Source organism: Brevundimonas sp. FV1ye4L (assembly GCF_058681255.1).
This window is the reverse complement of record NZ_CM178734.1, coordinates 140,394-152,671: the sequence shown is the minus strand read 5'-3', so window position 1 is coordinate 152,671 and position 12,278 is coordinate 140,394. Positions and strand designations below refer to the sequence as shown.

General features: G+C 66.0%; 10 protein-coding genes. 7 read left to right on the top strand and 3 right to left on the bottom strand.

Going from position 1 to position 12,278, the window contains the following annotated elements; translation table 11 throughout:
- Window positions 1–342 precede the first annotated feature (342 nt).
- From ACW17X_RS00665 to mnmA, 5 genes are all read left to right on the top strand, one after another.
- On the top strand, window positions 343–2,277 hold the full coding sequence (locus ACW17X_RS00665; protein WP_492098971.1) for a flagellar hook-length control protein FliK: 1,935 nt from the start codon (window positions 343–345) through the stop codon (window positions 2,275–2,277).
- 4 nt (window positions 2,278–2,281) lie between these two features.
- The gene (locus tag ACW17X_RS00660) at window positions 2,282–3,004 is read left to right on the top strand and encodes a flagellar hook assembly protein FlgD (RefSeq protein ID WP_492098969.1); all 723 of its coding nucleotides are present in this window, start codon (window positions 2,282–2,284) and stop codon (window positions 3,002–3,004) included.
- Window positions 3,005–3,050: 46 nt separating this feature from the next.
- On the top strand, window positions 3,051–4,826 hold the full coding sequence (gene flgE / locus ACW17X_RS00655) for a flagellar hook protein FlgE (RefSeq protein ID WP_492098967.1): 1,776 nt from the start codon (window positions 3,051–3,053) through the stop codon (window positions 4,824–4,826).
- A gap of 172 nt (window positions 4,827–4,998) precedes the next feature.
- The gene (sciP, locus tag ACW17X_RS00650) at window positions 4,999–5,283 is read left to right on the top strand and encodes a CtrA inhibitor SciP (protein WP_026108337.1); all 285 of its coding nucleotides are present in this window, start codon (window positions 4,999–5,001) and stop codon (window positions 5,281–5,283) included.
- A gap of 96 nt (window positions 5,284–5,379) precedes the next feature.
- Window positions 5,380–6,591: a tRNA 2-thiouridine(34) synthase MnmA gene (gene mnmA, locus ACW17X_RS00645; RefSeq protein ID WP_492098965.1), complete on the top strand. Its 1,212-nt coding sequence runs from the start codon at window positions 5,380–5,382 to the stop codon at window positions 6,589–6,591.
- A 3-nt stretch (window positions 6,592–6,594) separates the two neighbouring features.
- Here mnmA and ACW17X_RS00640 read toward each other — a convergent pair whose 3' ends face one another.
- Window positions 6,595–7,362, bottom strand: a complete 768-nt coding sequence (locus tag ACW17X_RS00640; RefSeq protein WP_492098963.1) for an energy transducer TonB family protein — start codon at window positions 7,360–7,362, stop codon at window positions 6,595–6,597.
- 109 nt (window positions 7,363–7,471) lie between these two features.
- Here ACW17X_RS00640 and ACW17X_RS00635 point away from each other — a divergent pair, with 109 nt between their 5' ends.
- Together ACW17X_RS00635 and ACW17X_RS00630 are read left to right on the top strand one after the other, a co-directional pair.
- Window positions 7,472–9,967, top strand: a complete 2,496-nt coding sequence (locus tag ACW17X_RS00635) for a TonB-dependent receptor plug domain-containing protein (RefSeq protein ID WP_492098961.1) — start codon at window positions 7,472–7,474, stop codon at window positions 9,965–9,967.
- 5 nt (window positions 9,968–9,972) lie between these two features.
- Window positions 9,973–11,073, top strand: a complete 1,101-nt coding sequence (locus ACW17X_RS00630; protein ID WP_492098958.1) for a cytochrome-c peroxidase — start codon at window positions 9,973–9,975, stop codon at window positions 11,071–11,073.
- A 2-nt stretch (window positions 11,074–11,075) separates the two neighbouring features.
- Here the strand turns inward: ACW17X_RS00630 and ACW17X_RS00625 are convergent, their stop codons facing one another.
- Both ACW17X_RS00625 and ACW17X_RS00620 read right to left on the bottom strand, forming a co-directional pair.
- Window positions 11,076–11,426 carry a VOC family protein gene (locus tag ACW17X_RS00625; protein WP_492098956.1) on the bottom strand — a complete coding sequence of 117 codons (351 nt, stop codon included), beginning with the start codon at window positions 11,424–11,426 and terminating at the stop codon, window positions 11,076–11,078.
- Between the two features lie 56 nt (window positions 11,427–11,482).
- Window positions 11,483–12,184 (bottom strand): helix-turn-helix transcriptional regulator, encoded by a 702-nt coding sequence (locus tag ACW17X_RS00620; RefSeq protein WP_492098954.1) that lies wholly within the window; start codon window positions 12,182–12,184, stop codon window positions 11,483–11,485.
- Between the last annotated feature and the right edge of the window lie 94 nt (window positions 12,185–12,278).

The following is a 12,278-nucleotide window of genomic DNA, read 5'->3' as shown; positions in this document are numbered from 1 at the left end:
ACGCGTCGCCCCCGCTCAAACAGAGCGTTGTTTTCACGTGACATTGCGGATCGCGCAGTCTTCATGACCCGTGAGGTGCGCAAACCTCGGGCCAAATGTGTCGATAGCGAAATCCAAGACTCCGCTTCCTGACGAACTCGACACAGGCCCGTTGCATTCGCTGCCGGGCAAAAAGTAGCGAAGGACGGCAAGAAACGCCTCTCCGACCGCCCAGCCCTTCCGCCATGGTCGATTTTCTCCCGCAATATCAACGTCCACGAAACTGGCCCGCCCCTTGCGACAGGCGGTTCGAATAATCAGGCGCAGCAGGCGCCGCCCAGACCTGAAAGTCGCCTGCGCCCCATGTCGTCCGCATTCGCCCTGTTCGCCTCAGCGCCTCCGGCCTCCGCCGGAACACCCGCTGCTGCGCCCAGCGGTCAGGACGGCCAGACCGCGAATCTGTTCTCTTCCAAGCTCGCCGAGGCCTTCCAGGACCTGGATCAGGCCGGCGCCACAAAGGCCGAGCCGCCGCAACGCGCGCCTGGCCGTCTCGCTCTGCAGGCAATCTCGACCACCGACTTGGCGGCAGTGGAAGCAGAAGACTCCGCGAACCTGACCGCCGACCTCGCCGCCGAATCTGCGGCCGAAGCCCTGCGGGAGGCGGCGCACGACCTCCCGCCGTCGGACCAAGATGCGGAACCGGCAGAAGCCGCCTTGGAGGCCGCTGACGTCGCGCCCCCCCCTCAACCAGTGGCTCCACAGATCGTCGTCCCTGTGGCCATTCAGGCCCCGCCATCCGAGGGCGCCGCCACAGACGGCGTGACCGAAACGACCGGGCCGACCCCGGCGCCGGCTACTCAGGTCGGCCAAGAAGCCCCCGTCGCCGATCTGGCCTTAGATTTTGCGGCCGACGGCGCCGTCACGACGGCCAAGCCTAGTGAAACGACGCGGGAACCCGCCCCGGCGCTGCAAGCGGTCTCCGAAGACCAGGCGCAGGTCGTGGACGCCACGCCGATCTCCACGCCCATAGTTGAGCCCGCGCTGACGCCAAACACCGCTCCCGCGTCGCAGCCTGCCGCGACTGAAATGGCGGCGGCGGCCCAGCCCCAGTCTCCAGAGTCTGCTCTAACCAAGGCAGAACCTCTCGTCGCTGCAGCGCCCACCATTTCCAACCCATCCCACCAAACGACGGCTGAAACCGCCGCAGCTCCCCAGTTAGTCACGCCTGAAAAGCCGACGGCCACGCCTGCCTCAAACACCGCCAAGGCCGAGGTCGCCGCGGCGGTTCGCCTGACCGAGCTGTCGTCGCCCAAGGCTGAGGTGAAGATCACCGCCCAGCCCGCAACCACCGCCGCTCAGATCGTCATGCCGATCCAGACGGCCGCCGTCGTTTCCAACCTTGCCGTCGCCGAAGCGGTCAAAGCGATCGAAACCCAGGCCGACGCGCCTCAGCAAAATGTTTCCGACACCGATCCTCCCTTGATCGAGGCCACTCAGTCGTCGCAGGCCGCGCCGACCAAGGGCGCAGCGACCACACCTGCACCCTCGACGCCCTTGCACTCCGCCTTCGACAACACCGCGCCCACCAGTGGCGCTCGGCCGCCGCTGGGCGGATCAGACACCCTCGCTACCGATCACGTCGCCATGGCCGACGCCGCCTCGAGCATGAGCCAGACCCGACAGGCCAGCCTGGGTCAGGTCGCACCGGCGACTGACGGCGTCACACCCGCCGCCGCTCCGCTCATCGACGCCGCAGTGGCGCCTCTCGACCCGACCACGCCCGTCGACACGCCGGCTGAAGTCCGCGCGCTCGACGGCGCGACCACCACGACCCAGACCGCCGCCTCGTCCCTGTCCCGCGCCACCATCGAGACGACGGCCCATCTCGCCGCACAGATCGCCCGCAAGCTGGAAGGCCGCTCGACCCGATTCGACATGGTCCTGACGCCCGAGGATCTGGGCCGCGTCGATGTCAGCCTGGAAATCGGCGCTGACGGCCAACTGGCCGCACGCCTCGCCTTCGACAATCCTGCGGCGGCTGCAGAGCTGCGCGGACGGGCCGACGAACTGCGCCGCCAGCTTCAGGACGCCGGCTTCCAGGTCGCCAGCGACTCGCTCGACTTCACCCAGCGCGACACGTCATCCGGCGGCGGCTTCGACCGCCAGCAGCAACAACGTCAATCCCTGTTCGCCGGCGCCGCGCGCCTTACAAACCAGGCAGATCTTTCCGTCACGCCGCCTCCGGGCGCCTGGACCAACCATTCCCAGACGCGCGACCGCGTCGATGTGAGGGTCTGACCCCATGGCCACCGCCGTTTCATCCGTCGACGCCGCCGGCCGCCTGAACAGCGGCACGACGATGCTGGCCTCGAACTTCGAGACCTTCCTGACCCTGCTGACCACGCAAATGAAGAACCAGGACCCGTTGTCGCCGCTCGATTCCAACGAGTTCACCGCCCAGCTGACCCAGATGGCCGGGGTTGAGCAGCAACTGCTGACCAACGATCTGCTAACCAGCCTGGTCGCCGCCCAGTCGGCCGGCGGCCTGGACAACGCCTCCAACTATATCGGCAAGCAGGTGACCGCCGCCTGGACCGCCACCTCGCTGGAAGACGGCAAGGCGACCTGGAGCTACGAACTGGGCGCCACGGCCGAAAACGTGAAGCTTCAGGTGGTCGACAGCACCGGCAAGGTGGTCTGGGAAGGCGACGCCCCCGAAAAGACCATCGGCCTGCACGACTTCACCTGGGACGGCAAGATGACCGGCGGCGACACGGCCGAGGACGGCGGCGTCTATACGCTGAAGGTCGCGGCCACCGACGCCAAGAACGCCAAGATCGACAGCCAGGCCCTGATCCGCGGCCGCGTCACCGGCGTCGAGATGTACGACGGCGCCCCCTATCTGGTGATCGGCGATTCCATACTCCCGCTTTCGACGGTCATCTCGCTGAACGAGAAGGCCGCCGACGCAGACAATGACGATACGGAGAATCCGGACGTCCCGACCGAGGAGGCGGCCGCATGATGCGCTCCGCCGCCTTCCCGATGACTTCCATTCAAGGAGCGTATTCATGAGCTTGAACAGCGCAATGCTGGCCGGCGTGTCCGGCCTGGCCGCCAACTCCGCCGCCCTGGCGGCAATTTCCCAGAACATCGCCAACGTCAACACCGTCGGCTACAAGCGCTCGCAGGGCGAGTTCCAGACCCTGGTCAACAGCCAGACCCGCGCGGGCGGCTCCTTCTCCGCCGGCGGCGTCATGTCCGCCACCCGGTCGTACATCAGCCAGGAAGGTCAGCTCCAGCGCACGACCGAGAACACCGATCTCGCCGTCAGCGGACAGGGCTTCTTCGTCACCACCACCCAGGCTGAGAATGTCGGCGCTACCGATACGCGCCTGTTCACGCGCGCCGGCGCCTTCCGCGTCGATAACCTCGGCTATCTGAAAAACAGCGCTGGTCTTTACCTGCAGGGCTGGCCCGTCGATTCCAACGGCGACATCTCGACCGATCCGTCGGACCTTTCGCGCCTGCGCTCGATCAATATCGGCCAGGTCGGCGGTACGGCTGAACCCACGACCCGCGTCCAGGTCAACGCCAACCTGCGTTCTACCCAGGTCGTCTCGAGCGCCGCCGCGCCGAACCGCTACAACGGAGTCGAAGACGCCGCCCTGCCTCCGGTCGAGCATGATATCGACGTTTCCTATGTCCGTACCGGCGCCAACACCTATGAAGTGACGATCAAGACCGGCATCACCAGAATCACCGGTACGGCGACATACGCGGCGGGCGCCCTGACCGGCTTTGTCCCCTCGGCTGGAACCAATGGTTCAGCCACGGCGACGGCCACAGCAATCACCATTACCCCCACCAGCGGCACGCCGCCGGTTGCGGGCACGCCGTTCGCGATCGACTTCGCCGACATCGGCATGGCCACGGACGGCATCGCCCAGACCAAATACGATCCTTCGGTCAACTCGATGGCGATGTACAACGCCGACGACGACAACCCGGTAGGCGTTAAGCCGGACTTCAAGATGAACATCCCGGTGTCGGACTCCAAAGGCGGCCAGCGCAATCTGGAAATCCGCTTCCTGAAGAGCGCGGAACCGAACCAGTGGTATGCCGAAATCGTGGCGGTGCCGGCCGAAGACGTCGTCACCGGCGCCCCTTATAACAACGGCCAGATCAAGACGGGCCTGATCGCCTTCACCCCGTCGGGTCGTCTCGACATCGAAACGATGCAGACTTGGCCATCCGGAATGGGCCTGTTCGACGATCCGGAACAGGCGACCCTGTCCTTCCTGGAATCCGATCCCGACAACACCATCGACCCCGCCGACCCGCTCGATAACGGCAAGGTCAAATGGGCCGACGGCCTGGGTATCGCGGCTCAGACCGTCACCCTGGACCTGAACACCTCGGCCGGTGGGCTCAGCCAGTTGAACACTGCCTCGGTGGTGCAATCGACCGTTACCAACGGCACAGCCTTTGGCAATCTGAGCGAAATCACCATCGACGAGAGCGGCTTCGTCACCGCCATCTTCGACAACGGCGTCATGCGCCGCATCGCCCAGGTCGCCATCGCCACCTTCCCCAGCCCCGACAGCCTGAAGGAAGTTTCCGGCAACGCCTACGCCGTCAGCCTGGAAAGCGGCACCTTCAACCTGAAGGCGGCCGGCACCGGCGGCGCCGGCACGGTGGCGGCCCAGCAACTAGAAAGCTCGACCGTTGACCTGTCGGCCGAGTTCACCGGACTGATCACGACCCAGCGGGCCTATTCCGCTTCATCCAAGATCATCACCACGGCCGACGAAATGCTGGCCGAGCTGATCAACATCAAACGCTGATCGGCGAGTAAGTAAGCGTTAGTTTCAATGAATCGTCGCTCAAGGAAGGTTTACAGAGTCGTTCGGGCAGGGAGGGATTTTATTCGTTCCTTCACCACGACGCTTAAACCGACCTTAGCGGGCCCGGCCTACATTCATGACACTACGGTGTTGGTGAAAGAGGCATAAGCCCATGTTGCAAGAGCGACGCCTGAATAGCAAAGGCGAACAATACGTGGTCGGACCGACTGGCACGCCCCTGACCCTGAACGATCTGCCGCCGTCCAATACGGACCGGTGGGTGATCCGCCGCAAGGCCGAGGTCGTCGCCGCCGTTCGCGGCGGCCTGCTGAGTCTTGACGACGCCCTGGCGAAGTACCGCCTGACGGCGGAAGAATTCCTCGCCTGGCAGAAGGCCATCGACAAATGGGGCATGCAGGGTCTGCGCACGACGCGGATCCAGAGCTACCGGTCCTAAGGCTTCTCCCCGAAGACGACCCAGGAGGGCCGCATCCGGAAACGGATGCGGCCCTTTTCTTTGTCGGGCCTCGAAATCGCGCCGGTTACGCACTAAATGGCCGCAATGACCCTGGCCGAAGACCTCTGCCCCGTTCCCGACATTCGCCGCACCGACATGGATGCGGCGGTCGAGAGCGCGCGGGCGGCGGTGGGCCTGCCGGTCGGGGCGCGCATCGTCGCGGCCATGTCGGGGGGGGTGGACTCCACCGTCGTCGCCGCCCTGCTGCACAAGGCCGGCTATGACGTGGTGGGGGTAACGCTTCAACTCTACGACCACGGCGCGGCCCTGAAGAAGAAGGGCGCCTGCTGCGCGGGCCAGGACATCCATGACGCCCGCCTGGCGGCCGAGATCATCGGCATCCCCCACTATGTCCTGGACTACGAAAGCCGGTTCAAGGACGCCGTCATCGACCAATTCGCCGACTCCTATCTGAAGGGCCAGACCCCGGTACCCTGCATCCGCTGCAATCAGACGGTCAAGTTCCGCGACCTGCTGGACGTCGCCCGCGACCTGGGCGCCGAGGCCATGGCGACGGGCCACTATGTCCGCCGCGCCGCCCTCGGCAATCGCTCGCAGATGCGCAAGGCCATCGACCATTCGCGCGACCAGTCCTACTTCCTGTTCGCCACCACCCAGGACCAGCTCGACTATCTGCGCTTCCCCTTAGCCGATCTGGAAAAGCCCCAGGTGCGCGGCGTCGCCGCCGAACTGGGGCTGAAGATCGCGGCCAAGCCGGACAGCCAGGACATCTGTTTCGTCCCTTCCGGCGACTATCGCACCCTGATCGACCGTCTGCGTCCGCAGGGGCGCGAGGCCGGCGAGATCGTGCACATGGATGGCCGGGTGCTGGGAACCCATCCCGGCATCACCGACTACACCATCGGCCAGCGCCGGGGCCTGAACGTCGCGGTGGGCGAGCCCCTGTTCGTCGTCAAGCTGGAACCCGAAACCCGCCGCGTCATCGTCGGCCCGCGCGAAGCCCTGCTGACCGCGTCCCTGACGCTGGAAGAAACCAACTGGCTGGGCGACGAAGCCACGATCCAGGAGGCCGCCACGTCCGGCCTCCCCGTCCTGGCCCGCGTCCGCTCCACCCGCCAGCCCTCGCCCGCCCGTCTGGCCCTGATCGACGGTGATGTCCGCATCGTCTTCGACGAGGGCGAAGAAGGCGTCGCCCCCGGCCAGGCCTGCGCCCTGTACGACCCGACCGACCCCGACCGCGTCCTGGGCGGTGGCTTCATCCGCGACACGACGGCCGTCGCGGTCTAGGTCTCAGCGCGCAGATCGCCCGCCCTCGCGCGGCCTATAGTCCAGCCGCACCCGGAACTCGCGCGTCCGCCAGGTCGTATCGGCCGGCGGCCGGGGAAAGGGCTCTGCGGCCCTGATCTGGCTCAGAGTCGCGGCGTCCAGCGCGGCCCGGCCGCTGCCGGTCAGTATACGCTCGTTGCTGACCCGCCCCCGCCGATCCAGGGTGAAGGCCACCGTCACCATGCCCGTGACCCCGCCGGGGTGCCGCTTGTGCATCTCCACCCAGCGCAGGACCTGGGCGTAATAGTCGTCCACCTGGGCGCCGGCATTGGCGCCGGTCGTCGCCGCCGCCCCGCCGCCCGTCATACCCCGCCGTGAATCCCGCGCCCCGTCTGCGCTCGCCTCACCCCGGCCCGTCCCTTCGGTCTGGATCGTCGCGAGCGGCGCCGAGGCGACGGAGGTCAGGGCGGCGACAGGTGTCGTCTCCAGGCCAAGAACCGGGGTCGGCCGGATCGTCGGCGTCGGCAGGACAGGCGCCGTGCTGGGCGTCGGCTTCGGGGCCGTCTCGGCGAGTGGCGCGGACTTGGCCGCCATAAAATCCGCCGATCCGTTTTCGCTGTCGAAGGCCGCACGCGGCGTCAGGGTAAGCTCGATCACCGGAGCCCCGCCCTGGTCGGGCGCGGGCGGATGGACGGCGTCGACCGCAAGCGCCGCCAGCAGACCCAGCTGAACGACCGCGACGACCAGTCCGGTCGCCACCTTGGCGAACGGGGAAACAAACTCGGACGGCATGCGCGACCGGATAGAGCCGGATTGTTGAGAACGCAACTGATAATGAGTTGCAATTAAGTCATGTCGCGCGTACCCCGCGTCCCCTTCAATAGGGCTGGGGTTCATCACCATGCGTATCGCACTCGTCTCATCCGCCAGCGCGGCGGCTCTTCTGCTCGCCGGCGCAGCTCAGGCTCAGGGCCAGACGCAGAACCAGGCGGATCAAGCCGACGCCGCCATTCCCACCGTCGTCGTCACCGACGAATCCCGCGCCTCCACCGCCTACAGCTACGGCGCCCCGATCAACTCCGGCGAAACGACCTTCAGCGCCGACTCGATCCGCGACCGCGCCCCCGGCTCCGGCGACGGTAACCAATTGCTGAAACTGGCCCCGACAGTGCAGTTCAGCAACGACGAGGGCATGGCGACCCGCGAAGGCGTCCAAGACATCCGTCCGGCCCAGATATCCATCGCCGGGGCCAGTCCGTTGGACAACCAGTTCATTCTGGACGGGGTGAGCGTGAACTCGCGTCTCTATAAGGCCGGTAATCTTCTGGCCATCGACGAAGTCGCCGGGGGCTCGCCTCAGGGAACCTGGGTCGATTCCAGCCTGATCGGAAAGATCACCCTACTCGATTCTAACATCTCAGCCGAGTATGGCGGCTTCCTCGGCGGAGTGGTCGATGTAGAGACCCGCGCGCCGGCCGCAGTCTTCGGCGTCACCGCCTATTACGGCATGACCCGGACCGACATGGCCAGCTTCCGAATGCCGGATTCGGTCCGTCGCGAACTTGGCGACGACGCGCCCGAAGCGCCTGATTACGAGAAGAGCCGTTACGGCTTTACCGTCGATCTACCCGTCAACGAACGGCTGCGTCTGCTCGCCGCCTACAGCTATTCCGACTCCGAGGTCACCTACTATCGAAACGCTAAATACGTGGACCGAAACTTTGGCCAGTCCAGCAAGGCGGAGAATTTCCTGCTGAAGGCGGAGTACGACATCGCCGACGATCTGACCTTCGACGGCCAGATCAACTGGAGCCCTTATGAAAGCACCAATGCCTCTCTCGTCGCGATCAACGCCCTGATGTATCAACAGGGCGGCGGATTGACCACCAAGGGGCGGTTGCGCGGTCGGCGCGGCGACGCCGACTGGAGCGTCCAGCTCAGCTATGCCGATCTAGACAGCGGCCGCGAAGCCCCTGATGTCCAGTACAGCCTGCCGAGCAAGGCTAAGGAGATCGATTGGTGCACAAACCCCAACTGCACGACCGGCGGCTTGGGCGACATCGACCAAAATCAGAAGGATTACGGGCTAAAGGCTGACTGGCGTCAGCCGTTGGGCGGCGGCGAGCTGAAGCTGGGCCTGGATTTCGCCCGAACCGAGGTGAGGAAGAATCGCCCGCAGACCAATCATAATTGGCAAACTGGCGTCGTATCCTCTGACATCGTCTGCGCTGATCCTAACGAGGATTCGCTGACCTGTGTGACCGGTTCGTATGTCCTGACCCGTCATCAAGTCTATCAGGCCTATCGCAGCGAAACCGCCGTGCAGACCTACGGACTGTGGAGCGAGTATGCCTTCGATTGGTCGGGCTTCCAGGTCAGGGCCGGCCTGAGGTACGATTATGAAACCTATCTCGAGAACCACAACATAGCGCCGCGCTTGTCCGTCGCCCGCCACCTGCCCTGGTGGGGCATGACAGCGACCATCGGGGCGAACCGCTACTATCGCCAGTCCTTCCTGGGCTATGCGGTGCGCGAGAACGGCCTGCAGACCCTGCAGTATGAACGTGAAGCCGTCGATGGCGTCTGGGGCGACACATGGTTTCAGACTGGCGACACCACAGCGACCCGCTTTTCCCAATATAATCTCGCCACCCCGTATTCCGACGAACTGACTGCGGCCATTCAGGGCGATCTTCTGGGAGGTCGCTATCGGATCAAGGGCATACTCCGCGACGGCAAGGATCAGTTCTCCACGACGGCCGTCCGTGAGAACTATGTCAACGAACTGGGCCAAACCCGCTCACGCTTGGTGACCACGCCGAACAATGACGGGCACTCCGACTATCGCGGCGTTTCGCTAGAATGGAACCGAGACTTCGGACGTCATAGCCTTGCGTTGAACACCAACTTCTCGCGCGCCCAATCGACCAACCTGACTTTCTTCGAAGAAAGCGACGATGTCGATGGCGCTGAGCTGGTTTATTACAACGGCCGGATCGTCTCCTTGTTCGAAGCCTTGTCCGACAACCAGCGCGAAGATTTCGCCTCGCCGATCGTCATCAATGCAGACTGGGGCTCGTCCTGGCTGGGCGGACGTGTCCTGACCAATCTTAATGCCCGGTTCCGCGACGAGTTTTCCCGAGTTGAAGCCACCGGCGAAACCATGACCGTCGATGGCGCCCGCTACGCCGTCTATGGCCCGATCACTTACGACGCCTCCGTCGATGCCAATCTGTCGCTCCAGGCTGAAATCGCCCGCACCCAGTTCGGCACGACGACCCTGGACCTGCGGGTCAACAACCTCTTCGACACGATCCGGAACAACAACTCGACCGCGACGACCCAGCCCTATCAGCTGGGCCGGAACATCTGGGTCACGCTGAAATACAAGTACTGAACACCTTGAAGCCCGCCCGCGACATCACCACTCTCGTCGTCGCCGTCCTCGCGCTCCATCTGGGCGTGGGGGCGGCGGTGTCACGGGTTCAGACGCCGTCCAGCGACGCCGAGCTTCGCCTCGCCTACGCCGGCGGCCCGGACACCTGGCCCCGCCCGCTCCTGCAAGAGGGCGCGAGCTTCGCCGAGTTCGCCCCCCTGCCCCCGGCGCCCGAACCGGCCGACAACCCCACCACGCCGGAAAAGGCCGCCCTGGGCCGGCGCCTGTTCGAGGATCCGAAACTGTCCGCCTCGGGCCAGATCGCCTGCGCCTCCTGCCATGCGCGGGAACTGGGCTTCGCCGACGGCGTCCGCACCTCCTTCGGCCATGACCGCCAAAGGGGACGGCGCAACGCGCCATCTGTGGCGACCGCCGCCTGGGCGACCAGCCTGTTCTGGGACGGCCGGGTCAGGACCCTGGAGGAGCAGAGCTTGCATCCCATCGTCGACGCCAAGGAGATGGCCGCCGACCTGCCTGTGGTCACCGCGCGCATCGCGGCCGACCCATCCTACGCCGCCCCCTTCGCCCAGGCCTTCGGCTCGTCCGAGGTCACCACCGACCGGATCGCCAAGGCCCTGGCCGCCTTCCAGCGCACCCTGAAGCCCCGCTCCAGCCCCTACGCCCGTTTCCTCGCCGGCCGGGCCGACGCCCTGAATGACCAACAGCTGCGCGGCCTGCACCTGTTCCGCACCAAGGCCGGCTGCGCCAACTGCCACTCCGGCCCCCTGCTCAGCGACCAGAAATTCCACAATCTGGGCCTCAGCTTCTACGGCCGCGCGCGTCAGGATCTGGGCCGCTATGAAGGCACCCGCGACCCCGCCGACGTCGGCGCCTTCCGAACGCCCTCCCTGCTGAACACCAACCGCACGGGCCCCTGGATGCACAACGGCCTATTCCCGACGCTTGAGGGAGTGGTCGCTTTTTACGACGCGGGCGGCGCCCGTCCCCGCCCCGGCCCGGACCAGACGGACGATCCGCTCTTCCCCACCACCGACGCCCTGCTGGTCAAGCGCGACCTGACGCACCAGGAACGGGCCGATCTCGTCGCCTTCTTGGAAGCGCTTTAGCCTCAAACGGCGGCGTAAACCCTCAGCCGATGTCCGTCCGGGTCGCGCGCCACGAAGCCGCGCCCGGCCTCCATCTCCGTGGGCGGGATCAGGATGCGCGCGCCCCGGTCCCAACAGTCGATATGAGCCTGTTCGACGGCGGCCGGGTCGTCGAGCGGGAACTCCAGTTCGCGCCCCTCGCCCGCCTCAGCGCCGGCCCGCCGCATCAGGCCCAGCGCCCGGCCCGAGCGCATCATGAACAGCGCGCGGTCCGGCCCGGCCATCAAGGGACGGCGCCCCAGAAGGCCGGAATAGAAGCGGGCGCTGGCCTCGGGATCGGCCACCGCCAGAAGAATGTCGTCGATGTCAGTCATGTTCGCCCTCCGCCTTCTACGAGAACAAACCTAGACCGGACTACTGCCAGTTCCTGTCAGCATGATGCGGAGCGCTCGGCGCTTTCCTGCGCCTCGCGCCAGGTCTTCAGCAGGGCCTGACGGCGGGCGGGATAGCGGGCCTCCGTCACCTCGGCCTCGACGATCCGGTCGGTGCGGAAACTGCGGAAATCCTGCCGCAGCTCGCACCAGGCCAGCAGCAGCCGCACCCGGTCGAAGAAGACCAGGGCGAAGGGCCAGACCACCCGCTCCGATGCCGCCCCCGCCTCGTCGCGATAACAGAGCCTCAGCCGCCGCTCGGTGCGGATCGCCTTCCTCAGCAGGGCGGGATCGACCAGATCGGTCGGAAACGGCGCGCCGGGCACGACCAACAGGGCCGAGGTCTCCATCTCGTCGCGCAGATCGGGCGGCACCACTGCCGCGATCCGCGCCAGCGCGCCCAGAGCAGCCTCGCGCATCCGCGCATCAGCCCGGTCGGCCACCCAGCGGGACCCCAGCACCAGGGCCTCCACCTCCTCCGGCGTGAACATCAGAGGCGGCAGCAGGAACCCCGGCTTCAGCACATAGCCGACCCCGGGTTCCCCCTCGATCGTCGCCCCCTGGGCCTGCAGGCTGGCGATGTCGCGATACAGGGTGCGCAGACTGACGCCCATCTCCTCGGCCAGCGCACGACCGCTGACCGGCCGGCGACGCCGCCGCAGGGCGTTCAGCAGATCGAGAAGGCGTTCGGACCGGGACACGACGCGATCCTTAGCAGACCTGCTGCCAGAAAGCGGCAGCATCCATTCCCCTCAACCTCGTCCTGGACGCCATCTGTCGCTCCGGCTTTTCGTC

What these genes read in the sequence shown, in the direction of transcription:
- ACW17X_RS00625 (WP_492098956.1), bottom strand. Translation starts at nt 11,426, where the DNA reads ATGACTGACATCGACGACATTCTTCTGGCGGTGGCCGATCCCGAGGCC.
- flgE (WP_492098967.1), top strand. Translation starts at nt 3,051, where the DNA reads ATGAGCTTGAACAGCGCAATGCTGGCCGGCGTGTCCGGCCTGGCCGCC.
- ACW17X_RS00640 (WP_492098963.1), bottom strand. Translation starts at nt 7,362, where the DNA reads ATGCCGTCCGAGTTTGTTTCCCCGTTCGCCAAGGTGGCGACCGGACTG.
- ACW17X_RS00660 (WP_492098969.1), top strand. Translation starts at nt 2,282, where the DNA reads ATGGCCACCGCCGTTTCATCCGTCGACGCCGCCGGCCGCCTGAACAGC.
- ACW17X_RS00665 (WP_492098971.1), top strand. Translation starts at nt 343, where the DNA reads ATGTCGTCCGCATTCGCCCTGTTCGCCTCAGCGCCTCCGGCCTCCGCC.
- mnmA (WP_492098965.1), top strand. Translation starts at nt 5,380, where the DNA reads ATGGCCGCAATGACCCTGGCCGAAGACCTCTGCCCCGTTCCCGACATT.
- ACW17X_RS00635 (WP_492098961.1), top strand. Translation starts at nt 7,472, where the DNA reads ATGCGTATCGCACTCGTCTCATCCGCCAGCGCGGCGGCTCTTCTGCTC.
- sciP (WP_026108337.1), top strand. Translation starts at nt 4,999, where the DNA reads ATGTTGCAAGAGCGACGCCTGAATAGCAAAGGCGAACAATACGTGGTC.